This window comes from Streptomyces sp. NPDC094448 (genome assembly GCF_044763775.1).
Classification (GTDB): domain Bacteria; phylum Actinomycetota; class Actinomycetes; order Streptomycetales; family Streptomycetaceae; genus Streptomyces.
Window position 1 is genome coordinate 198,782 of record NZ_JBIWGU010000014.1, and the last position, 23,755, is coordinate 222,536.

The window sequence follows — 23,755 nt, forward strand, 5'->3', positions numbered from 1 at the left end:
GCACATATGACCAGGCCCACAACCGAACCAGAGGCTGTCCCCTTCCCGCTGCGGATACCCGGTGAGCCGTTTCCGCCGCCCCGGTACGAGGATTACCGGCGGCGCGAAGGGCTGGTACTGACCCATATGCCGAACGGCGGCCGGGTCTGGCTGGTGACCCGGCACGCGGAGGTGCGTGCGGTCCTCACCAGCAAGAAGGTCAGCGCGAACCCCGACCGCGAGGGCTTCCCGCATATCAGCGACACCATGGGCGTACCCCGCCAGGAGCAGATCCCCGGCTGGTTCGTCGGCCTCGACTCGCCGGAGCACGACCGGTTCCGCAAGGCCCTGATCCCGGAGTTCACCGTGCGCCGGGTGCGCGGGATGCGCCCGGCGATCGAACGCGTCGTCGACGGGCTGATCGACACCATGCTGGCCGCCGGGGACTCCGCCGATCTGGTGGCGGACTTCGCGCTGCCGGTGCCCTCGCTGGTGATCTCCTCGCTGCTCGGCGTACCGCCCGTGGACCGCGCCTTCTTCGAATCCCGGACCCGAACCCTGATCAGCATCCGCAACTCCACCGAGCAGCAGCGCGACACCGCAGCCAAGGAGCTGCTGCGCTACCTCAACCGGCTCATCGGCATCAAGGCGTCGTGGCCGGGCGACGATCTGATCAGCAGACTGCTGGCCACCGGAACGATCAGCACCCAGGAGCTGACCGGGGTGCTGATGCTGCTCCTCATCGCGGGCCACGAGACCACCGCGAACAACATCTCCCTCGGCGTGGTGACCCTGCTGCTCAACCCGGAGTGGATCGGGGACAAACGGGCGGTCGAGGAGACCCTGCGCTTCCACTCGGTCGCCGACCTGGTGTCCCTGCGCGTGGCCGTCGAGGACGTCGAGATCGGCGGCCGGCTGATCCGGGCCGGTGAGGGCATCATCCCGCTGGTCGCGGCCGCCAACCACGACCAGGAGGCGTTCAGCTGCCCGCACGCCTTCGATCCGGGCCGCGCCGAGCGCCACCACGTGGCCTTCGGGTACGGAGTCCACCAGTGCCTGGGACAGAACCTCGTCCGGGCCGAGATGGAGATCGTCTACCAACGGCTCTTCGAGCGGATCCCGACCCTCCGGCTCGCCGTGCCGGAGGAGGAACTCCCCCTCAAGTACGACGGCGTCCTCTGCGGACTCCACGAGCTGCCCGTCCGCTGGGACCCCCCGGCCACAGCTCCCTGACGATTACGGAGACCCCATGCGCATCACCGTGGATGCCGACCTCTGTGTCGGCGCCGGACAGTGCGTGCTGTCCGCGCCCGGCGTGTTCGACCAGGACGAGGACGGGCTGGTCCGTGTACTGCACTCCCGGCCCGTGCCCGAGGATGCGGACGCCGTACGGCTGGCGGGTGAGCTGTGCCCCGCCCACACCATCACCGTCCACGAGGACTGACCCCCGCGGCGCGGCCCCGGACCGGCCGACCCCGTTCCCCCCCCGTCATATGAGAAAGGACCGCATCTTGAACAGCACGGACCACACCTCCGCCCGGTGGCTGCGACGTTTCCACCCGGGCGCGGACCGTCCCGTCCGGCTGGTCTGCTTCCCGCATGCCGGCGGGTCCGCCAGCTTCTTCCACCCGGTGTCGGTGCGGTTCTCACCCGCCGTCGACACGATCTCCTTGCAGTACCCCGGCCGCCAGGACCGCCGGACGGAGCCCTGCGTCCAGGACATCGCTACGCTGGCCGACCTCGTCACCGACGAGCTGCTGGCCCTCGACGAGAAGCCCACCGTGTTCTTCGGGCACAGCATGGGTGCCGTCCTCGCCTTCGAGACGGCCTGGCGGCTGGAGCAGAAGGGCACCCACGAGCCGCGGGCCGTCATCGCCTCCGGCCGTCGCGGACCGTCCACCACCCGCCTGGAGAACGTCCACCGCCGCGACGACGACGGCATCATCGACGAACTCCGGCTGCTGAACGGGACCAATCCGGACCTGCTCGGCGACGAGGAGATCCTCCGCATGGCACTGCCGGCCATCCGCGGGGACTACGAGGCCATCGAGAAGTACACCTGCCCGCCCGGCCGCACGCTCCGCTGCCCGATCACCGCCCTCACCGGCGACACCGACCCGCGCACCTCCCTCGCCGAGGCCCGGGCCTGGCAGGAGCACACCGAAGGCGGCTTCCGGCTGAAGGTCTACCCCGGCGGACACTTCTTCCTCTCCGACCACATCGGGGCCGTGGGTGACGAAATGGCACGCGAACTCGGGATCCTGTGATGCGTACGCTCCTCGTCGACAACTACGACTCCTTCACCTACAACCTCTTCCACTACCTCGCCGAGGTCAACGGCCAAGAGCCCGAGGTGATCCGCAACGACGACCCCGTCCGGCGGGACAGCCTCCTAGACGAGTTCGACAACGTCGTACTGTCGCCCGGTCCCGGCACGCCGCACCGTCCGGCCGACTTCGGCCTGTGCGCGGGGATCGCCGCGGAGGGCCGGCTACCGGTACTCGGTGTCTGCCTCGGCCACCAGGGCATCGCCCTCGCCCACGGCGGCGAGGTCGGCCCGGCCCCGGCACCGCGCCACGGGCGCACCTCCCCGGTCCGCCACGACGGTACCGGGCTCTTCGAGGGTCTCCCCGACCCCCTGGAGGTGGTCCGCTACCACTCACTGGCCGTCAACTCGCTCCCGTCCGCGCTGGAGGCGATCGCCCACAGCGTCGACGACGACGTGATCATGGCGCTGCGCCACCGCACCCTGCCGCTGTGGGGCGTGCAGTTCCACCCGGAATCCATCGGCACGGACGGCGGGCACCGCCTGCTGGCCAACTTCCGTGATCTGACGTACGCGTACACCCGGACCGGGCAGCGCCCGGCACGAGCGAAGAAGGCCGTCCCGGCTCAGGCCGCCCCGCCGCGGCAGGCACCGGTCCGCAGACTGCGGGTGCTGGCCGAGCGGCTGGTCACCCGCTGGGAGGCCGAACCGGTCTTCGACCAGATCTTCCGCTCCGGCGAGCACCCCTTCTGGCTGGACAGCAGCCGCACCGACGCCCGGCTCGGCCAGGTATCGGTCCTGGGCAACGCCTCCGGGCCGCTGGCCCGCACCGCGGCCGCGAACGTGCCCGAAGGAACGGTGACCGTCACCGCGAACGGGCGGACCCTGACCCTGCACAGCCCGTTCTTCGACTGGCTGGAACACGATCTCGGCACCCTGGAAACCGACGTCCCGGAACTGCCCTTCGAGTTCGCGCTGGGCTGGGTGGGCTACCTGGGCTACGAGCTGAAGGCCGAGTGCGGTGGTGAGGCGGCTCACGGCTCCCCCGACCCGGACGCCGTGATGGTCTTCGCGGACCGGGCCGTGGTCCTCGACCACCGCACCGACACCACGTACCTCCTCGCGCTCACCGAGGACGGCGACGAGGCCGCCGCCCGCGCCTGGCTGCGTACCACGGCCGCCGAACTGGCCCGGCTCACAGCGCGGGCGCCCGCGCCCTGCTCCCCGCCGGCCGGGCTGACCGGTCCGGATCTGCGGCCGCGCCACGACCGGGACACCTACCTCAAGCTCATCGACGTCTGCCATGAGGAGATACGCGCGGGCGAGACGTACGAGGTGTGCCTGACCAATATGATCGAAGCGGACACGGCCCTCGACCCCTGGCAGGCGTACCGGTATCTGCGCCGGGCCAGCCCGGCCCCGTTCGCCGCCTTCCTCGGCTTCGGCTCCGTGTCGGTGCTGAGCACCTCGCCGGAGCGGTTCCTGCGCATCGACCGGCAGGGCCTGATGGAGTCCAAACCCATCAAGGGCACCCGCCCGCGCCATGCCGATCCGGTCGAGGACGCCGGGCTGGCCGCCGATCTGGCGGAGAACGAGAAGGACCGGGCGGAGAACCTGATGATCGTCGACCTGGTCCGGCACGACCTCGGCCGGTGCGCCGAGGTGGGCTCGGTCGTCGCCGACCCGGTCTTCCGGATCGAGTCCTACGCCACGGTGCACCAGCTCGTCAGCACTGTAAGGGCCCGGCTGCGCCGCGGCACGAGCACGGTGGCGGGCGTCCGCGCGGCCTTCCCCGGGGGGTCCATGACCGGCGCGCCGAAGATCCGCACCATGGGGATCATCGACCGGGTCGAAAGCGGGCCGCGCGGTATCTACTCGGGTGCGATCGGCTATTTCTCGCTGACCGGCGCGGCCGATCTCAGCATCGTCATCCGCACCGTGGTGCTCAGCGGCGGCCGGCTGCGCTACGGCGTGGGCGGCGCGGTGATCGCCCTGTCCGACCCGGCGGCCGAGTACGAGGAGACACAGGTCAAATCGGCGCCGCTCCGGGCGCTGCTGCACGGATAGCCCGGACCCGCACCAGGTCCACGCGCCGCCCGCATGTGATCCGGGCGCGATCCGCGCAGAGGCTCATCTCTAGGGCTTTTCCCGGTGGCGCGGACCCAGCATAAAGCGGCAGATCCGCCCAGCGGCCGGCTTTCTCGGGAGTTATGGTGTCCGTCCATGTCGATGACCACGCGGCCGTAGCGGCCGCCGGGCCGCGCGGGGCACTGCGCGGCCTGACCCTGCCCGCCGTCTTCCGGGCCGCCGCGCAGGCGGAACCGGAAGCCGTGGCGCTGAGCGACGGGGACCGGCACCGGACCTGGCGGCAGTGGGCGGCGGATGTCGACGCGCTCGCCCGCGGCCTTCAGGAACAGGGCGTCGGCGTCGGTGACGTGGTCGCGATCCAGCTGCCGAACTGCTGGGAGTTCGAAACCCTGCACCTCGCCGTCGCGGCGATCGGCGCCGTCATGCTCCCCGTCCACCAGGGGTACGGCAGCGCCGATGTGCCGGCACTGATGGAACGGGTCGCGCCGGTGGCGGCGGTGCTGTCCGCGGACTCCGGGTACACGGCGGACGCGCAAGCCCTCGGCGGATTGCGGGCGGCGGTGCCGTCGCTGCGATCGGTCCTGGTGGCGGGCGACGGCTCCGGCACGGCGGACCAGGGACTTGCGGTACGTGTCGACGCGCTGCTGGAGCGGTGGGCCGGCGCCGCACCGGAACCGGTCGAGGTGCGGCCGGAGATGCCCTTCGTGCTGCTGCCGTCCTCCGGTACGACATCCGCCCGGCCCAAGATCTGTCTGCACCACCACGACGGGCTGATGTCGAACACCGCGGCCGTCACCGAGGAGGCGGCCGCCTCCTTCGACGGTGCGGTGCTCACGGCCTGCCCGCTCACCCACCTCTTCGGCCTCCAGTCCCTGCATTCGGCCCTTTTCGCCCGCTGCCGGCAGGTCCTACTGCGCGGCTGGGATCCGGACCGGTTTCTGGAGCTGGCCCGTGAGACCCGACCCGGCGTGGTCTTCGCCGTGCCCGCCCAGCTCCACGACATCACCGCCCGGATCACCGGCTCCGGTGCGGCGGCCGGATTCCGGCCGCGCGAGGTGCGGACCGCCGGCGCGGCCGTCCCCGCCGCGCTCGTGACACGGGTACGGGAAGTCCTCGGCTGCCCCCTTGTCGTGGTGTGGGGCATGTCCGAACTGGGCACCGGCACCTGCACATCCGCCGCCGACCCCGCCGAAACGGCCACGCGCAGCGTGGGCCGGCCCACCTTCGGGGCGAGCGTGCGCATCCTCGGCGAGGACGGCACCGCCTGCGCGGCGGGGGAGCCGGGTGAGCTGTACTACCGCAGTCCCGGCATGTTCCGCGGCTACCACGGCGAACCGGAGCTGACCGCGGCGGCCGTCACCGCGGACGGCTGGCTGCGGACCGGGGACCGGGCGAGCGTGGACGACAGCGGCCGGGTCCGCTTCCTGGGCCGCTCGGCCGAGCTGATCAACGTCGGCGGCCGGAAGTTCGACGCGACCGAGGTCCAGGGGCTGCTGGCGGAGCTGCCGGGGCTCGGCCCGGCAGCCGTGATCGCCCGCCCCGACCGGCGGCTGGGCGAATACCCGTGTCTGGTGGTCACCGGGCGCGCCGAACGCGCCGTCACGCTGGAGAAGGTGACCGCGTTCCTGCTGGAGCGCGGTGTCGCCGACTACAAGATTCCGCTGGAGCTGGTGGTGGTCGGGGAGCTGCCCCTGACCCCGGCGGGCAAACTGCACCGGCGGGCCCTGGAGGCCCTGCCCGCCGATCAGGGGCCCTCGGCTGCCCGGACCGGCGGCGGCTCCGTGCCCGGCTCGTACCCGGCGGCCCTGGAGCTGGTCCGTACCTGTGTCACCAAGGCATTGGCGCCCGCCGTCGAAGCCGCGCCCATCGGGGCCGGTGACACCTTCCGCGGTCATGGGCTGGACTCGGTCCGCAGTATCCGGCTGCGCAATCTGCTCGCCGAGGCGACGGGGCTCGCGCTGCCCGCGTCCCTCGCCTTCGACTTCCCCACCCCCGATGCCGTGGCCCGCCGTCTGCGGGGCGATACGGCGGAGGATCCAGTGGCGTTCGCCCCCGCCGCAACCGACGATCCGGTCGCCGTCGTGGGCATGGCCTGCCGGCTGCCCGGCGGCGTACACGGCCCCGACGATCTGTGGGCCCTGGTGGCAGAGGGCCGGGACGCGATCGGCGGCTTCCCCGAGGACCGCGGCTGGGATCTGGACCGGCTCTTCGACGAGGACCCCGAGCGCCCCGGCACCTCCTATGCCCGCGAGGGGGGATTCCTGGCCGGCGCGGGCGCGTTCGACGCGGGGTTCTTCGGTTTCTCCGACCGGGAGGCGCTGGCTGCCGACCCGCAGCAACGGCTGTTGCTGGAGACCGCCTGGGAGGCCCTGGAGCAGGCCGGAATCGACCCGGCCGCGCTGCGCGGCTCGCCCACCGGGGTCTTCGCGGGCGCCATGTACCACGACTACGCACCGGCGGCCTCCGGCGGCGAAGGTCCCGATCTGGAAGGGCTGCTCGCCCTCGGCACCGCCGGAAGCGCGCTGGCGGGCCGGATCTCGTACGCCCTCGGTCTCCAGGGCCCCGCGCTGACCGTGGACACGGCCTGCTCGTCTTCGCTGGCCGCGCTCCATCTGGCGGTCCGTTCGCTGCGGTCGGGCGAATCCTCCCTGGCCCTGGCGGGCGGTGTCACCGTGATGGCCACCCCGGTCTCGTTCACGGAGTTCTCCCGGCTGCAGGGGCTGGCCCCCGACGGCCGCTGCAAGTCCTTCGCGGACACCGCCGACGGCGCCGCCTGGTCGGAAGGCGTCGGTCTGCTGGTGCTGGAGCGCCTCTCCGACGCCCGGCGCCACGGCCGTCCGGTACTCGCCCTGGTCCGCGGCTCGGCGATGAACCAGGACGGCGCCTCCAACGGGATGACCGCCCCGCACGGGCCCGCGCAGCGGAGGGTGATCCGGCAGGCCCTGGCCGACGCCGGGCTCGGCGCCGCCGATGTGGACGCGGTCGAGGGGCACGGCACCGGGACGACGCTCGGCGACCCGATCGAAGCGCAGGCGCTGATCGGCACCTACGGCGCCGGACGCGATCCGGACCGGCCCCTGTGGCTGGGCTCGGTGAAGTCGAACATCGGGCATGCCCAGGCCGCCGCGGGGGTCACGGGTGTGATCAAGACGGTGCTGGCGCTGCGGAACGAACTCCTGCCCAGGACCCTGCACGTGAGCACACCGACCTCGCATGTGGACTGGTCGGCGGGGACCGTACGGCTGCTCACCGAGGCCCGGCCGTGGCCCCGGGAGAGCGGGCGGGCGAGACGGGCGGGGGTGTCCTCGTTCGGGATCAGCGGAACCAACACGCATGTGATCCTGGAGGAGGCCCCGCCGGAGTCCGCCGGGGTACGGCCGCCGGACGGGACCGGACCGGTGGCGTGGGTGCTGTCCGCGCGCAGCGCGCCCGCCCTGCGCGATCAGGCCCGGCGGCTGGCGGAGTACGTGGCGTCCCGGCCCGAGGTCCCGGCCCGGGACATCGCGTTCGCGCTCGCCGTGAGCCGGACCGTGCACTCCGGACATCAGGCGTGTGCCGTCGGATCGGATCCGGGTGAACTCCTGGACGCGGTGCGGGCACTGGCCGAGCGCGATGCGCCGCCCGGTGGCCCGGTCGGCGGTGAACCGGTGTACGTGTTCGCCGGGCAGGGCAGTCAGCGGCCCGGTATGGGCCGGGAACTGGCCGGCGCCCAACCGGTGTTCGCGGCGGCCCTGCGCGAGGTCTGCGAGGTACTCGACCCGCTGCTGGACCGGCCGCTGACCGAGGTGATGTGGGCGGCCGACGGCCCGGACGCCGCGCTGCTGGACCGTACGGAGTACACACAGCCCGCGCTCTTCGCCCACGGGGTGGCCCTGTACCGGCTGTTCGAGTCCTGGGGTGTGCCGCCCGGCCGGCTGGTGGGGCATTCGGTGGGCGAGATCACCGCCGCGTACCTGGCGGGGGTGTTCTCCCTCGCGGACGCGGCCCGGCTGGTGGCCGCCCGGGGGCGGCTGATGCAGCGGCTGCCGGAGGGCGGTGCCATGCTGGCCGTACGGCTGCCGGAGGCCGAAGCGGGGCCGTGGCTGGAGGGTCTGAGCGGTGGGCCGGTGGCGGTGGCCGCCGTCAACGGGCCGGATTCCGTGGTGCTTTCGGGTGCTGCGCGGCCCCTTGAGGAACTGGCCGGGAAGCTGGTGGCCGCCGGTGTCCGGACCAAGCGGCTCGCGGTCGGCCACGCCTTCCACTCCCCGCTGATGGACCCGATGCTGGACGAGTTCCGTGCGGTCGTCGCCGGGCTCTCCTTCGCCGCCCCCGCTGTGCCGGTCGTGTCCTGTCTGACCGGGGCGCCGCTGACGGCCGCCGATGCGGGCGATCCGGACTTCTGGGTACGGCATGTCCGGGAGCCGGTCCGGTTCCGCGACGCGATCGTCCGGCTGTCGGCCGACGGCCCCGGGGCGTTCCTGGAGCTGGGACCCCGGACCGTGCTGGCGCCGGTGCTGGAGGAGTGCCTGCCCGCGCGCCGGGCACCGGTGGCCGTGGTCTCCGCCGGGGGCGCGGCCGAGGAGCGGTCGGTGCTGGCTGCGGTGGCGCGGCTGCATCTGTCCGGGCTGCCGGTGGCCTGGCGGTCGGTGCTGCCCGGCGCGGTGGCCGTCCCGCTCCCCACGTACCCCTTCCAGCACCGCGTGTACTGGGCCGCGGCCGGGACTTCCGTGGCGCCACCGGCGCCGCCGCGCCAGGTGCTCGCGGACCGGCTGGGCACGCTCGGCGCATCCGAGCAGCATGCGGTGGTGACCCGGCTGGTGCTGGAGGAGACGGGGGCCGTACTCGGCGGCCGTACGCCGACCGCGGCCGAGACCGAGGTGCCCTTCTCCGATATGGGCATCACCTCGGTCGGCGCGGTGGAGCTGCGCAACCGGCTGCGGTCGGTCACCGGGGTACGGCTGCCGACCACTCTGGTGTTCGACCATCCGACTCCGGCGGCCGTGGTCCAGCTGGTCCGGCAGGAGCTGGCGGACCCGCTCACCGGGCCGGCGGGCCGTACGGTGTCCTGCCTCGTGGCCGAGCTGGACGCGCTGCTGTCCGCGGGCTCGGAGCTGGACCCGGACACCGCCACCCGGCTGAAGGCCCTGGCGGGCGCCCGGGGGCCGCTGCCCCCGGCCGGGCGTTCGACGGCCACGCCCTTCGATCTCGGCACCGCATCCGACGACGACCTGTTCCGCCATCTGGACGGCGCCGGCCACTGACGGACCCGTCCTGCCCGGCATGACAGCCGACCGGTATCCGTGCCGGTCGGCTGTTCCCTTTCCCCGACCCGACGAATCCGGAGAACTCCCATGAACGGACTCCCCACCGGGCCTCCCGAGACCATGATCGAGGCGCGGGATCTCGGTAAGACCTTCGGCACCGTGCGCGCACTGGACTCGGTGGACCTCTCCGTCCCCCGGGCATCCGTCCTCGGTCTGCTGGGGCACAACGGCGCCGGTAAGACCACCCTGGTGGGCATTCTCACCGCCGCGCTCCCCCCTTCCTCCGGCACCGCGTCGGTCGCCGGCCACGATGTGACGCGCCGGCCGCGCGAGGTACGCCGGCGCATCGGGCTGACCGGGCAGTTCGCCTCGGTGGACGGCCAGTTGAGCGGCCGGGACAATCTGGTGCTGATCGCCCGGCTGCTGGGCGCCGGCCGCCGCGCCGCCCGGGTGCGCGCCGATGAACTGCTGGAGCTGTTCGGGCTGGGGGACGTCGCCGGGCGCCGGGCCCGCACGTACTCCGGCGGGCTGCGGCGGCGGCTGGACCTCGCGGCGAGCCTGGTGGGCCGTCCTGAAGTGGTCTTTCTGGACGAGCCGACCACGGGCCTGGACCCGGAGGCCCGGCTGGGCCTGTGGGAGATCGTCGAGGGCCTGGTCGCCGAGGGCGCCACCGTCCTTCTCACCACCCAGTATCTGGAGGAGGCCGACCGGCTCGCGGATTCCATCACCGTACTGTCCGGCGGCCGGGTCGTCGCGAGCGGTACGGCGGCGGAGCTGAAGGCGGCCGTGGGCCGTCGCACCGTCACCGTCGCGCTGGACCCGGCGGCCGACCCGGAGAGCGTGGCCGGCGCGCTGCGCCGGGCCGCCATGGACCCGGTGGTGGCCGGGCCGAGCGGCTGCCTCGTCATCCCGATCGACGCGTCGAAGGAGGTGGCGACGGTGATCCGGGCACTGGACCAGGCGGGGGCCGAGGTGACCGAGCTGTCCCTCGGCGAACCCACCCTCGACGACGTCTACCTCGCCCTGGCCGGCCGGGCATCCGGGTCCGCCGTGCCCCCGGTGCCCGCTCCGTCCGAAGGATCCGCCTCATGACCGTCACTCCCACCCCTTCGCCGCGGGCCGTGTGGCCGGACAGTTCCGTTCTCCTCCAGATCCGGGTGCTCACCGCGCGCTCGCTGCGCTCGATGGCGACGGACCCGGGCGTGATGCTGTTCGGGCTGCTCCAGCCGGTGGTCATCCTGTTCGTGCTGACGCAGGTGTTCAGCAAGATGGGCGAACCGCCGCACTTCCCCGCCGGAATCACCTATCTCGACTTCGTACTGTCGGCGGTACTGGTCGACAACGCGGTGCAGTCGGCGGTCCAGTCGGGTGTCGGGCTCGTCGACGATCTCAAGAACGGGGTGGTGGCCCGGCTGCGGTCGCTGCCGATCGTGCCGTCTTCGCTGCTGATCGCCCGCAGCCTGGCCGGCCTGGTGCGCGGCGCGGTGCAGGCCGTGGTCATCCTGCTGCTGGCGTTCGGTGTGCTCGGGTACGCGCCGGACGGCGGGGCGGTCGATCTGGCGGCGTCGGTCGGGCTGACCCTGTTCATGAGCTGGTCGCTGGGCTGGGCGTTCATCGCGGCCGGGGCCTGGCTGCGGCGGGCCGAGCCGATGCAGAATCTGGCGGTGATCGCGGTCCTGCCGCTGATGTTCGCGTCGAGCGCCTATATGCCGGTCGAGGATCTGCCGGGGTGGCTGGCGGCGGTCGCCGGGGTCAATCCGCTGACGTACGCGATCGACGCGACCCGTGCGCTCGCGCTGGGCATCCCGGGCTCGGACGCGATCGTCCCGGCGCTGGTGATCGGGGGTGTGATCGCCGCCGTGGGCGGTGCCCTGGCGGTGCTGGGCTTCCGCCGGCCGGTGCAGTAGCGGCCGGCGCCGAACCGTACGACGCCCCTGGGGCCGGACCTCCGAGCAGGTCCGGCCCCAGGGGCTCTTCCGTATCGGCCGGCTACTGACCGAGTTGCTGGTCCAGCAGATCGAACACCTCGTCGTCGGAGGCCGCTTCGAAGTCGAAACCGCCGTCGGATCCGGTGGTGTCCTCCCCTGAACCGGCCACCCGCAGCGCGCCCCACTTCTCCTTCAGGACGTCGAGGCGTCCCGCGATCCGTGCGAACGCCTCGTCGCTGACTTCCGCCCCGGCGAAGGCGGACTCCAGCCGGGCCAGTTCGGCCAGCAGGGCGGCGGAGGCATCGGGCTGTGCCTGCGGCGCCAGGTCGAGGAGCGTGTACAGATGGTCCGCCAACTCCGCGGTCGTCGGGTAGTCGAAGACCAGGGTGGCGGGGAGCCGGGTTCCGGTCAGGGCGTTGAGCCGGTTCCGCAGTTCGATCGCGGTCAGCGAGTCGACGCCGAGGTCCTGGAACGTGCGCTGCGGGTCCACTTCCTCGGCCCGGGAGTGCCCGAGGGCCGTCGCGGCCTGGCCCTGTACCTCCGCGAGCAGGGCGTCGTACCGTTCGGCCTGCGGCAGGGCAGCCAGCCGGCCGGTGAGCCCGCCGTCCGTACCGTCCGGGGTGGCGGGGCGGCGTACGGGGGTACGGATCAGGCCGCGCAGCAGTGCGGGGACCTCACCGCGGGCGCGGAGCGCCGGGAGGTCGAGCAGGATCGGCAGTACGGCCGGCTCGGCGGCGCCGACCGCGAGGTCGAACAGCTCCAGTCCCTGCCCGGGGGTGAGGGGCGGTAGCCCGGCCCGCGCCGAACGTTCGGCTTCGGCCGGGGTAGGCGCTGCGGTCATACCGCCGTCGGTTCCCGTCCAGGGGCCCCAGGCGAGGGAGGTGCCGGGTAGGCCCTCGGCCCGGCGGTACCGGGCCAGGGCGTCCAGGCAGGCGTTGGCGGCGGCGTAGTTGGCCTGTCCGGGGTTGCCGAGGGTACCGGCCGCGGAGGAGAAGAGGACGAATGCTTCCAGGGGCAGGTCCCGGGTTGCCTCGTGCAGGTTCCAGGCCGCGTCCGCCTTGGGGCGCAGGACGTCCGCGAGCCGCTGCGCGGTGAGGGATCCGATGGTTCCGTCGGCCAGCACGCCCGCGGTGTGGACCACCGCGCGCAGGGGGTGGCGGGTGACGAGTTCCGCGACGGCCGCCGGATCGGCGACATCGCATGCCTCGACCACCGTGCGGGCGCCGGATTCGGCGAGTTCGGCGACGAGTTCGGCCGTTCCTTCGGCCTCGGCGCCCCGGCGGCTGACCAGGACCAGTTCGCGTACACCGTGCCGGGTGACGAGGTGGCGGGCGAGCAGGCGGCCCAGGCCGCCGGTACCGCCGGTGATCAGGACCGCTCCTTCGCCCGCCCATACCGGGGCGGCCGGGGCCGGGTCCGGGTCGAGCCGGGCGATCCGGGCGATCCGGGCGGCCAGCACGGTATCGCCGCGCAGGAGGAGCTGCGGTTCTCCGGTGGCGAGGGCCCCCGGGAGCAGAGCGGCCGTATCCGCGCCGTCGAGGTCCACCAGGCCGAAGCGGCCCGGGTTCTCCGAGCCGGCCGAGCGCACCAGGCCCCAGACGGCGGCCGCCGCGGGGTCCGCGCCCGAGACGGCGCCCCGGGTGACGAACACCAGGCGGGCGTCGGCGAACCGGTCCTCGGCCGGCCATGCCTGCGCCAGTTCGAGCGCGTGCAGGGTGCGCGCGTGCACCGCCTGCGGCATTCCGGTGGCCGTCGGGTCGTCCGCCGCGCCGTCCGTTCCGGTGTCCGGCCCGGCATCCGTCAGCGGTACGAGGACCACGTCCGGGGCCGGCCGGGTCTCGTCGGCGGCCAGTTCGGCGAGAGAGGCGTACACGGGGTGGTCGCCCAGGCGGGCCGTATCCGCGCCCTTCATGGTGCTGAGGACCGCCGTTCGGACGGCGGCGCCGGTGTCGTCGCCGGTGTCGACGGGTGTCCAGTCCAGGTGGAACAGGGAGTCCTGCCCGGCCCGGTCCGCCGCGCCCAGCTGTTCGGCGCTGATGGGCCGTACGACGAGGGAGTCGACGGAGGCCACCGGTGCTCCGGTGGTGTCCGCGAGGGCGAGGGACACCGCGCCGCCCGTACCGGAGCGGCTCAGCCGGGCCCGTACCGCCGAGGCGCCCGATGCGTGCACTGAGACACCGGTCCAGGAGAACGGGACCCCGCCGCCGGCCGGGCCACCGGTTCCGCCGTCCAGTGCGAAGGCGTGCAGGACGGCGTCGAACAGTGCCGGGTGCAGTGCGAAGACCGAGCCTTCGACGCCTTCGGGCAGGGCGACCTCCGCGTACACCTCGTCACCGAGCCGCCAGGCCGCGCGCAGGCCCCGGAACACCGGGCCGTACTCGAACCCGGCGTCGGTGAACTGCTCGTACACGTCGGCCGTGTCCAGGGCTTGCGCTCCGGCCGGTGGCCAGACCGCCGCTTCGAACGGTGCGGCCGACGGGGCGGGGGGCTCGGTGAGCACGCCACTGGCGTGGAGTGTCCACGGTTCGTGGGCGCCTCCGGCGGCGGGCCGGGAGTGCACGGTGAGCGCGCGCCGGCCCGATGGGTCGGCGGCGGCCACGGCCACTTGCAGGTGTACGGCGCCGTCCTGCCGGGGCAGGACCAGCGGTGCGGCCAGGGTCAGTTCCTCGACGGCGGGGCAGCCCAGCTCGTCACCCGCCCGGACGGCGATGTCGAGGAGGGCCGTACCGGGCACCACCACCGATCCCATGACCCTGTGGTCGGCGAGCCACGGATGGCCGGCCGTCGAGAGCCGGCCGGTGAACAGGAAGCCTTCGGCTCCGGCCAGCTCCACCGCGCCGGAGAGCAGGGGGTGTTCGGCGGATCGGAGCCCGAGCGCCTCCGCACCACCGCGTCCGGCGGATGCCCCGGTGGGCCAGTAGCGGCGGTGCTGGAAGGTGTACGTCGGCAGATCGACCGACCGGGCACCGGTGCCGGTGAAGAGGGGGGTCCAGTCGACGTGCGCGCCGCTCACGTGGAGCCGGGCGAGTGCGTGGAGCGCGGACTCCTCTTCGCCGCGGTTCCTGCGCAGGACGGGGACCGTGACGGTCGTGCCGTCGGGGGCGGTTTCGGCGGCCAGGGCGGACAGGGTGCCGTCCGGGCCGAGTTCGAGGAAGCGGGTCACGCCCGCTTCGGTGAGGGTGCGGATGCTGTCGGCGAAGCGGACGGCTTCGCGGACGTGCCGCACCCAGTACTCCGGATCGCACACCGGATCCGTGCCTGTGGTCATGCCGATCCGCGGACTCGCGAACGACAGCCCGGAGACGACCGTACGGAAGCCGTCCAGCATCGGGTCCATCAACGGCGAGTGGAAGGCGTGCGAGACCTTGAGCCGGGTCGTTTTACGGCCCAGGGCCTCGAAGTGGACCCGTACCGCCTCCACCCCTTCCTCGGCACCGGACACCACAACCGCAGAAGGGCCGTTGACCGCGGCAACGGACACCGACGCATCCAGCAGCGGCAGAACCTCGTCCTCGCCCGCCCGCACCGCCAGCATCGCACCACCCTCCGGCAGGGCGTCCATCAACCGGCCACGCGCCGACACCAGCGCACACGCATCAGCCAGGGAGAACACCCCCGCAACATGCGCCGCAGCCACCTCCCCAATCGAATGACCAGCCACAAAGTCCGGAGTCACCCCCCACGACTCGACCAGCCGGAACAACGCCACCTCAACCGCGAACAGACCCGCCTGGGCATGCACGGTCCGGTTCAGGGCATCCGCGTCCCCACCCCACACCACCTCACGCACCGGAACATCCAGCTCCGCACAGACCGCGTCAAAAGCCTCCGCGAAGACGGGGAAGCGGGCATACAGCTCACGGCCCATGCCGAGACGCTGCGACCCCTGCCCCGAGAACAGAAACGCCGTCTTCCCGCCCAGCGCCCGGCCCTCGATGACCTGCTCACCGTCGAGTACCACAGCCCGGTGAGCGAAAACCGACCGGCCGAGAGTGGACAGACCCACATCCACCGGCCGCAGCCCCGCATCCTCCGCATACGACCGCAGGCGTCCAATCTGGTCGCGCAGCGCCTCCTCCGTCTTCCCCGACACCAGCCACGGCACCACACCCGGCACGACCGAGGGTTCAACGGGGTCCGGAGTGGTCCGTTCGGGCTGTTCCAGCACCAGGTGGACGTTGGTGCCGCTGATTCCGAACGAGGACACCCCGGCCCGGCGTACGCGGCCCGACTCCGGCCAGGCACGCTCCTCCGACAACAGCTCGACCTCACCCGCCGCCCAGTCCACATGCGAGGACGGCGCATCGACGTGCAATGTCTTCGGCACCACGCCGTGCCGCATGGCCAGCACCATTTTGATGACTCCGGCCACACCCGCGGCTGCCTGGGTGTGGCCGATATTGGACTTCACCGAGCCGATCAGCAGCGGGAGTTCACGGTCCTGGCCGTAGGTCGCGATCAGGGCCTGCGCTTCGATCGGGTCGCCGAGTGTGGTGCCCGTGCCGTGCGCCTCCACCACGTCCACATCGGACGCCGACAGACCGCCGCTCGCCAGCGCCTGCCGGATCACCCGCTGCTGCGAGGGACCGTTCGGGGCCATCAGGCCGTTGCTGGCGCCGTCCTGGTTGACGGCGGAGCCGCGGACGACGGCCAGGACGTGATGCCCGTTCCGTGCCGCGTCGGACAGCCGCTCCAGTACCACCATGCCCACGCCCTCGCCCCAGCCGACGCCGTCGGCGGCCTCGGCGAAGGCCTTGCACCGGCCGTCGGCCGCGAGGCCGCGCCGGCGCGAGAACTCGATGAACGTGGTCGGGGTCGACATCACCGTCACACCACCGGCCACCGCCAGGGAGCAGTCCCCCGACCGCAGCGCCTGCGCCGCCAGATGCAGCGCCACCAGCGACGACGAGCACGCCGTGTCCACCGTCACCGCCGGACCTTCCAGACCCAGCGCGTACGACACCCGGCCGGAGGCGATACTGCCCGCGCTGCCGCTGCCCTGCTGCCCCTCGAACTCCCGGCCGCCGAGCAGACTCGCGTAGTCGCTGTACATGACACCGGCGAAGACGCCGGTCCGCGAACCGCGCAACGACACCGGGTCGATCCCGGCCCGCTCCACCGCCTCCCACACCGTCTCCAGCAACAGCCGCTGCTGAGCATCCGTCGCCAACGCCTCACGCGGACTCATCCCGAAGAAACCGGCGTCGAAGTCCGCTGCGTCGTCGAGGAAGCCGCCGGAGCGGGTGAAGCTGGTGCCCGGCTGTTCCGGGTCCGGGTGGTAGAGCGACTCCACGTCCCAGCCACGGTCGGCCGGGAATCCGCCGACGGCGTCCACGCCGTCGGCGACCAGCCGCCACAGGTCCTCGGGCGAGGCGACACCACCGGGATAACGGCAGGCCATGCCCACGATGACCACCGGATCGCCGGTGGCATCCGCCGCTGTTGCCGGTACGGCGGGCAGGCGCTCCGCCGCGGCGGGCTCGTTCCCGAACATCTCGTCGAGCAGGAAGCGCACCAACGTGTCCGCGGTCGGGTAGTCGAAGACCAGCGTGGCCGGCAGCCTCAGACCGGTGGCCGCGTCGAGCCGGTTGCGCAGTTCGACCGCTGTCAGGGAGTCGAAGCCCAGGTCCTGGAAGGCCAGGGCCGGGTCCACCTCCGCCGGGTCCGTATGCCCGAGTACGAGCGCGATCTGCGTCCGTACGAGGTCGAGCAGCGCATCGTGACGCGGCTGCGGGTCGAGACCGGTGAGCCGGTGGACGAGGCCGGCGTCGGGACCGGCCGCCGTGGCCGCGCGCCGGGTGGGATTGCGGATCAGGCCGCGCAGCAGCGCCGGGACCTCGCCGCGCGCCCGGATCGCGGCCAGGGCCAGACGGACCGGCAGCACCACCGGGCGCCCGGCCGTGAGCGCGGCGTCGAACAGGGCCAGTCCCTGTTCCGGTGTCAGCGGGGGCAGGCCCGCACGCGTCATACGTTCCGTGTCGGCCGCGGTGAGTGCGCCGGTCATCCCGCCGCCCGCGCCGGACCACGGTCCCCAGGCGAGCGAAGTGCCGGGCAGGCCCAGGGCTTCCCGGTGCCGCGCGAGGGCGTCCAGGAAGGAGTTGCCCGCAGCGTAGTTGGCCTGTCCGGCGTTGCCGAAGGTGCCTGCCACCGAGGAGAACAGGACGAAGGCCGCGAGGCCGTGTCCCCTGGTCGCCTCGTGGAGGTTCCAGGCCGCGTCCACCTTGGGGCGGAGGACGGCGGCCAGCCGGTCCTCCGTCAGCGAGCCGAGCAGCGCGTCGTCGAGGACACCGGCGGTATGGACGACGGCGTGGACGCGGTGGCGGGCCAGCAGACCGTCCACGGCGGTCCGGTCGGTCAGGTCGCATGCCTCCACGACCGTGTCCGCGCCCGCCTCGGCCAGCTCCGCGACGAGTTCGGCCGCGCCGTCCGCCCGGATACCGCGACGGCTGACGAGCAGCAGGCCGCGTACGCCGTGCTCGGCCACCAGATGCCGGGCCACGGTCCGGCCGAGACCGCCCGTACCACCGGTGATCAGGACCCTGTCCTCACCCGCCCAGACCGGGGTGGGCTGCCGCCCGGCCTCGACCCGGGCCAGCCTGGCCGCCAGCACCCGGCCGTCACGGACGGACAGCTGGGGTTCTCCGAGTGCGGCCAGGGACTTCAGCACCTCGGCGCCGGGTTCCTCTCCGGCCACGTCGACCAGGACGAAGAGGCCCGGGTGCTCGGACTGTGCAGACCTCAGCAGTCCCCAGGCCGCGGCGGCCGCCGGGTTCTCTCCGGACACGGCACCGCGGGTGACGAAGACCAGGGGGGAGCCCGAGCCGGGCCGCTCCCGCCGGGCCAGCTCCAGCACCCGGGCGGTCAGCGCGTGCACCGATCCGACGATATCGCCGGAACCGTCCGGCTCGGCCGGCCGGACCAGCTCCACGTCCGGCGCCGCGCCGCCGGGGACCTCCACCGGTGTCCACTCCACCGCGAACAGTGCGGCGCGCACGGCCGCCCCCGCCTCCCCCAGCTGCCGGGCGGAGAGCGGTCGCACGGTCAGCGAGCGCACCGACGCAACGGGGGTGCCCGTCCCGTCCGCGAGCGCCACGGACAGCGAACCGTCCGCGCCCGGGGTCAGCCGGACCCTCAGGGCCGAAGCGCCGGACGCGTACAGCGACACTCCGGACCATGCGAACGGCACTCCGCCGCCCGCCCCGGCATCCGCGGCCGCCGCGGCAGCGTGCAGGCTCGCGTCGAACAGGGCCGGATGCAGGCCGAACACCCCGCCGTCCACATCGTCGGGCAGCGCGACCTCGGCGTACACGTCCCCGCCGAGCCGCCAGGCCGCGCGCAGGCCCTGGAATACCGGCCCGTACCCGAACCCGGCTTCGGCGAACCGCTCGTACACATCGGTCACGTCCAGGTTCTCGGCGCCCGCGGGCGGCCAGAGCCGCGCGTCGAACACTGCGGCTCCGGCGGCCGGGTCCGGAGTGAGGAAGCCGTCCGCGTGGCGTGTCCATGCGCCGGCCGAACCGGCGTCGGTGTCGGTGTCGGCGTCCCGGGAGTACACGCTGACCGGCCGGCGGTCCGAACCGTCCGGCTCGCCCACCCGGACCTGGATCTGTACGCCGCCCTCGGCGTGCAGTACCAGCGGCGCCCCCAGGGTCAGTTCGTCCACGGTCGCGCAGCCGACTTCGTCGCCCGCGCGCAGGACCAGTTCGAGCAGTGCGGTGCCGGGTACGAGGACCGCGCCCATGACCGTGTGGTCCGCGAGCCAGGGGTGCGACCGCGTCGAAAGCCGCCCGGTGAACAGCTGTCCGGCGGTACCTGCCAGTTCGACGGTGCCGGTCAGCAGGGGGTGCTCCGCGGGCTTGAGCCCCACGGATTCCGCGCTGCCCGCGTACGCCATGACGGCCGGCCAGAACCGCCGGTGCTGGAAGGGGTAGGTGGGCAGGTCGACGCGCCGGGCTCCGCAGCCCGCGTAGAAGGCGGGCCAGTCGACTTCGACGCCGTGCGCGTGGAGGAGGGCCACTCCGTGCCGTACCGCGGTCTCCTCGGAGGTGTTCGCTCGCAGTACGGGGACGAGTACGGCGCCGTCGGCGGCCGCCTCCTGGGCCAGTGCGGTGAGGACTCCGTCCGGGCCGATCTCCAGGAAGCGGGGCACGCCCAGACCGGTCAGGGTGCGGATGCCGTCGGCGAATCGGACCGTGTCGCGGGCATGTCGGACCCAGTACTCCGGGGTGCGCAGCAGCTCGCCCGCGGCGATGCCACCGGTCAGGTTGGACACGACGGGGATCGTCGGCTCGGACCGGGACAGCCCCGCCACCACCGCGTGGAACTCCTCCAGCATCGGGTCCATCAGCGGGGAGTGGAAGGCGTGCGAGACCCGGAGGCGGGTCGTCTTGCGGCCCGCGTCCGCAAAGTGCCTGCGGATCCTCTCCACCGCCTCGGCGGCACCGGATACGACGACGGACTCGGGGCCGTTGACGGCGGCGACGGCCACCGATTCGTCGAGCAGCGGGACGATTTCCGCCTCCGCGGCCCGTACCGCGAGCATCGCGCCGTCCGCGGGCAGGGCCTGCATCAGCCGGCCCCGGGCCGCGACCAGTGCGCACGCGTCGGGGAGGGAGAACACTCCGGCCACATGTGCCGCGGCCACCTCGCCGATCGAGTGACCGGCCACGAAGTCCGGCCGTACACCCCAGGATTCCACCAGCCGGAACAGGGCCACCTCAACGGCGAAGAGTGCCGCTTGCGCGTACACCGTCCGATGCACTGCGTCTTCGTCCTCGCCCCACACCACCTCGCGCACCGGCAGGTCCCATTCCGCGCAGACCGCGTCGAAGGCCGCTGCGAACACCGGGAAGCGGGCGTACAGCTCCCGGCCCATCCCGAGCCGCTGGGAGCCCTGTCCGGAGAACAGGAACGCCAGTGGTGCGGCGGTCGCGACGGCCGTGGCCGTCTCGCCGCGCGCGATCGCCCCGAGTCCGGCGACGAGCTGGTCCCGGTCGGCGGCGGGGAACGCGGCCCGGTGGTCGAGTGCCGCCCGGGTCGTGGCGAGTGAGTGGCCGAGGTCGACGGGGCGGATTCCGCCGGCCGCGCCGACGAACTCCAGCAGGCGGCCGGCCTGGGCCCGGAGGGCGTCCGGGGTCGCGGCGGACACCACGACGGCGGCCGGGGCAGTGGCCCGGTCGCCGGGGCCGGACCCGGTATCGGCGGCGGGCAGCGGGACTGCCGGAGCCTCCTCGACGATCACATGCGCGTTGGTGCCGCTGATCCCGAAGGACGAGACTCCCGCGCGGCGCGGACGCCGGCCGTCGCCGTCCCAGGCACGGCCCTCGGTGAGCAGCTGTACGGCTCCGGCGCTCCAGTCCACCTCCCGGCTGGGCTCGTCCACATGCAGAGTCGCCGGCAGGGTCCCGTGACGCATGGCCATGACCATTTTGATGACCCCGGCCACGCCGGCCGCGGCCTGCGCGTGGCCGATGTTCGATTTGACCGAGCCCAGCCACAGCGGCCGGCCGGCCGGGCGCCCCCGGCCGTAGGTCGCCAGCAGCGCCTGTGCCTCGATGGGGTCGCCGAGGGTGGTGCCGGTGCCGTGCGCCTCGACGGCGTCGATCTGGTCGGCGGCGAGCCGGGCGTTGGCGAGAGCCTGCCGGATCACCCGGCGCTGCGAGGGGCCGTTCGGCGCGGTCAGACCGTTGGACGCACCGTCCTGGTTGACGGCTGAGCCGCGGATCGTACCGAGCACCTGGTGACCGTTGCGGACCGCGTCGGAGAGCCGCTCGACGACGAGGAAGCCGGCGCCCTCGGCGAATCCGGTGCCGTCGGCCGCCGAGGCGAACGATTTGCACCGGCCGTCGGAGGCGAGCCCGCCCTGGCGGCCGAACTCGGCGAACACACCGGGCGTCGCCATCACCGTCACCCCGCCGGTCAGCGCCAGCGAGCAGTCGCCCTGCCGCAGTGCCTGCACGGCGAGGTGCAGCGCGACGAGGGAGGACGAGCAGGCGGTGTCGACGGCGACGGCGGGGCCTTCGAGGCCGAGCCGGTAGGAGACCCGGCCCGGGACCACGCTGCCGTTGCCGTCGCTGCCCGGGTAGTCGTGGTACATCACCCCGGCGAATACGCCGGTGCGGCTGCCCCGGAGCGACGTCGGGTCGATGCCCGCGCGTTCCAGTGCCTCCCAGGCCAGTTCCAGGGTGATCCGCTGCTGCGGGTCCATGGCGAGGGCCTCGCGCGGTGAGATACCGAAGAAGGCCGGGTCGAAGTCGGCCGCTCCGTCGAGGAATCCGCCGGTGCGTGTGTAGTACGCGTCCGGGCCGGCTCCGTCGGGGTCGCGCAGGGAGGACAGGTCCCAGCCGCGGTCGGCGGGGAACGCGGAGATCGCGTCGCCGCCGGAGATGACGAGCCGCCAGAGGTCCTCGGGGCCGGTCACACCGCCGGGGTAGCGGCAGGCCATGCCGACGATCGCGATGGGCTCGTGCCGGTCGGCGGCGAGCTTGCGGTTGTCGGCGCGCAGCCGGGCGGTCTCCCGGCGGGCGGCCGCCAGTGGGTCGCCGTCCGCGTCGGTGGTGGGGTCCGGGTTGCCCTCTTCGGCCGGGTCGGCGGGGGTGATCCGGACCTCAGCGAGTTCCAGAAGGGTCTCCATCAGGCCCGCGTCCCGCAGGCGGCTGGTCGGGATGGACCGGAGGGCCCGGTGGACCCCTTCCTCATCCGCGATCTCTTCGGTTTCGCTGTCACCGAGGAGGGTGAGGAGGTGGTCGGTGACGGAGTGGGCGTTGGGGTGGTCGAAGGCGAGGGTGGCGGGCAGTCGCAGGCCGGTGGCCCGGCTGAGGTGGTTGCGCAGTTCGGTCGCAGCCAGTGAGTCGAAGCCCAGTTCCTGGAAGGCCCGGTCCGCGCCGATCGCCTCGGCCGACGCATGCCCGAGTACGGACGCGACCTGCGCCCGGACCAGATGCAGCACCGTACGCCGGCGCTCCCCCGCCGACAGACCCGACAGCCGGTCGTTCAGGGTCGGTTCGGCGGCGGCCGTGCTGGTGGCAGCCGCTGTGGTCCGCCGTACGACGGAGGCGAGGCCGCGCAGCAGTGCGGGTACCTCGTCCTTGCGGCTGCGCAGGGCGGCCTTGTCGATCCGTACGGGAACGACGGTGGCGCGCTCGGACCGCAGGGCCGCGTCGAACAGGGCCAGACCGGCTTCGTGGGTGAGCGGCGGTACGCCTTGGGCGGCCATCCGTTTGCGGTCCACGTCGCGCAGGTGGGCCCCCAGTCCGCCGCCGACCTCCCAGAGGCCGAAGGCCATGGAGGTGGCGGGCAGTCCTTCGGCCTGCCGGTGCTCGGCGAGGGCGTCGAGGAAGACGTTCGCCGCGGCATAGTTGCCCTGTCCGGCGGTCAGCACCAGTCCGCCGGCCGAGGAGAACAGGACGAACGCGGCCAGGTCCATGTCCCGGGTCAGCTCGTGCAGATACCAGGCGGCATCCGCCTTGGGGGCGTACACCGCGTCCATCTGCTCTTGGGTGAGCGCGGCCATGACGGCGCTGTCGCCGATGCCGGCGGCGTGGATGACTGCGGTCAGCGGGCGCTCCGCGACCATCGCGGACACCAGCGCGCCGAGTGCCTCCCGGTCCGACACATCACACGCGGCGATACGGGCCTCAGCACCCAGCGACGCCAGCTCGGCCACCAACTCCTCCGCACCAGGAGCAGCCGCACCCCGCCGACCCACCAGCACCAGACGCCGCACCCCGTACTCCGCCACCAGCCGACGCGCCACCACCCCACCCAGACCACCCGTCCCCCCGGTCACCAAAACCCACCCCTCCGGATCGAACACCGGCACACCACCAGCAGCCTCCAGCCGCACCAGACGCGGCACCCACACCTCACCCGCCCGCACCGCCGACTCCGGCTCCCCCGTCACCAACGCAGCCCCCACCACATCCACAGCCGCACCCGGCTCCACATCCACCAGCACAAACCGACCCGGATTCTCCGCCTGCGCCGCACGCACCAAACCCCACACCGGAGCCTGCACCACATCCACCCCACCCCCCTCCACAACCCCCACCGCACCACGCGTCACCACCACCAACCGCGACCCCGCAAACCGCTCATCCGACAACCACTCCCGCACCACCCCCAACACCCGATACGACACCCCACGCACCCCCCACGGAACATCCCCCACCCCCACCCCCACACCACAATCCAGCACCACCACCCCCGGCACCGAACCCCCCGCCACAACCTCCTCCCAACCAACCCACGAC

Annotated in this window: 8 protein-coding genes; 7 read left to right on the top strand and 1 reads right to left on the bottom strand. The window is 73.1% G+C overall.

Annotated features, from left to right (window positions below; genetic code table 11):
• Nucleotides 1-6 precede the first annotated feature (6 nt).
• The 7 genes from ACIQ9E_RS25905 to ACIQ9E_RS25935 all read left to right on the top strand — a co-directional run bounded on the left by ACIQ9E_RS25905 (nt 7) and on the right by ACIQ9E_RS25935 (nt 11,483).
• Entirely contained in the window at nt 7-1,212 is a 1,206-nt protein-coding gene (locus ACIQ9E_RS25905; protein ID WP_403710890.1) for a cytochrome P450, read from the top strand.
• A gap of 16 nt (nt 1,213-1,228) precedes the next feature.
• Nucleotides 1,229-1,423, top strand: a complete 195-nt coding sequence (locus tag ACIQ9E_RS25910; RefSeq protein ID WP_146483544.1) for a ferredoxin — start codon at nt 1,229-1,231, stop codon at nt 1,421-1,423.
• A 67-nt stretch (nt 1,424-1,490) separates the two neighbouring features.
• On the top strand, nt 1,491-2,246 hold the full coding sequence (locus ACIQ9E_RS25915) for a thioesterase II family protein (RefSeq protein ID WP_403710893.1): 756 nt from the start codon (nt 1,491-1,493) through the stop codon (nt 2,244-2,246).
• Complete coding sequence (pabB, locus tag ACIQ9E_RS25920) at nt 2,246-4,312, top strand: aminodeoxychorismate synthase component I (RefSeq protein WP_403710895.1); 2,067 nt, start codon at nt 2,246-2,248, stop codon at nt 4,310-4,312. The genes ACIQ9E_RS25915 and pabB overlap by 1 nt, the downstream gene beginning before the upstream one ends.
• A 143-nt stretch (nt 4,313-4,455) precedes the next feature.
• Nucleotides 4,456-9,573 (top strand): beta-ketoacyl synthase N-terminal-like domain-containing protein, encoded by a 5,118-nt coding sequence (locus ACIQ9E_RS25925; protein ID WP_403710897.1) that lies wholly within the window; start codon nt 4,456-4,458, stop codon nt 9,571-9,573.
• A gap of 90 nt (nt 9,574-9,663) precedes the next feature.
• On the top strand, nt 9,664-10,668 hold the full coding sequence (locus tag ACIQ9E_RS25930; protein ID WP_403710899.1) for an ATP-binding cassette domain-containing protein: 1,005 nt from the start codon (nt 9,664-9,666) through the stop codon (nt 10,666-10,668).
• A complete protein-coding gene (locus tag ACIQ9E_RS25935) occupies nt 10,665-11,483 on the top strand; it encodes an ABC transporter permease (protein ID WP_403710900.1) in 819 nt (272 codons plus the stop codon). Before ACIQ9E_RS25930 ends, ACIQ9E_RS25935 begins: the two co-directional genes overlap by 4 nt.
• Before the next feature lie 82 nt (nt 11,484-11,565).
• Here the strand turns inward: ACIQ9E_RS25935 and ACIQ9E_RS25940 are convergent.
• On the bottom strand, nt 11,566-23,755 hold a 12,190-nt coding region (locus ACIQ9E_RS25940), incomplete at its 5' end, for an SDR family NAD(P)-dependent oxidoreductase (protein WP_403710901.1).

Excerpts from the sequence above, each read along its gene's own strand:
- pabB (WP_403710895.1), top strand. The coding sequence starts at position 2,246 with ATGCGTACGCTCCTCGTCGACAACTACGACTCCTTCACCTACAACCTC.
- ACIQ9E_RS25935 (WP_403710900.1), top strand. The coding sequence starts at position 10,665 with ATGACCGTCACTCCCACCCCTTCGCCGCGGGCCGTGTGGCCGGACAGT.
- ACIQ9E_RS25930 (WP_403710899.1), top strand. The coding sequence starts at position 9,664 with ATGAACGGACTCCCCACCGGGCCTCCCGAGACCATGATCGAGGCGCGG.
- ACIQ9E_RS25905 (WP_403710890.1), top strand. The coding sequence starts at position 7 with ATGACCAGGCCCACAACCGAACCAGAGGCTGTCCCCTTCCCGCTGCGG.
- ACIQ9E_RS25925 (WP_403710897.1), top strand. The coding sequence starts at position 4,456 with ATGGTGTCCGTCCATGTCGATGACCACGCGGCCGTAGCGGCCGCCGGG.
- ACIQ9E_RS25910 (WP_146483544.1), top strand. The coding sequence starts at position 1,229 with ATGCGCATCACCGTGGATGCCGACCTCTGTGTCGGCGCCGGACAGTGC.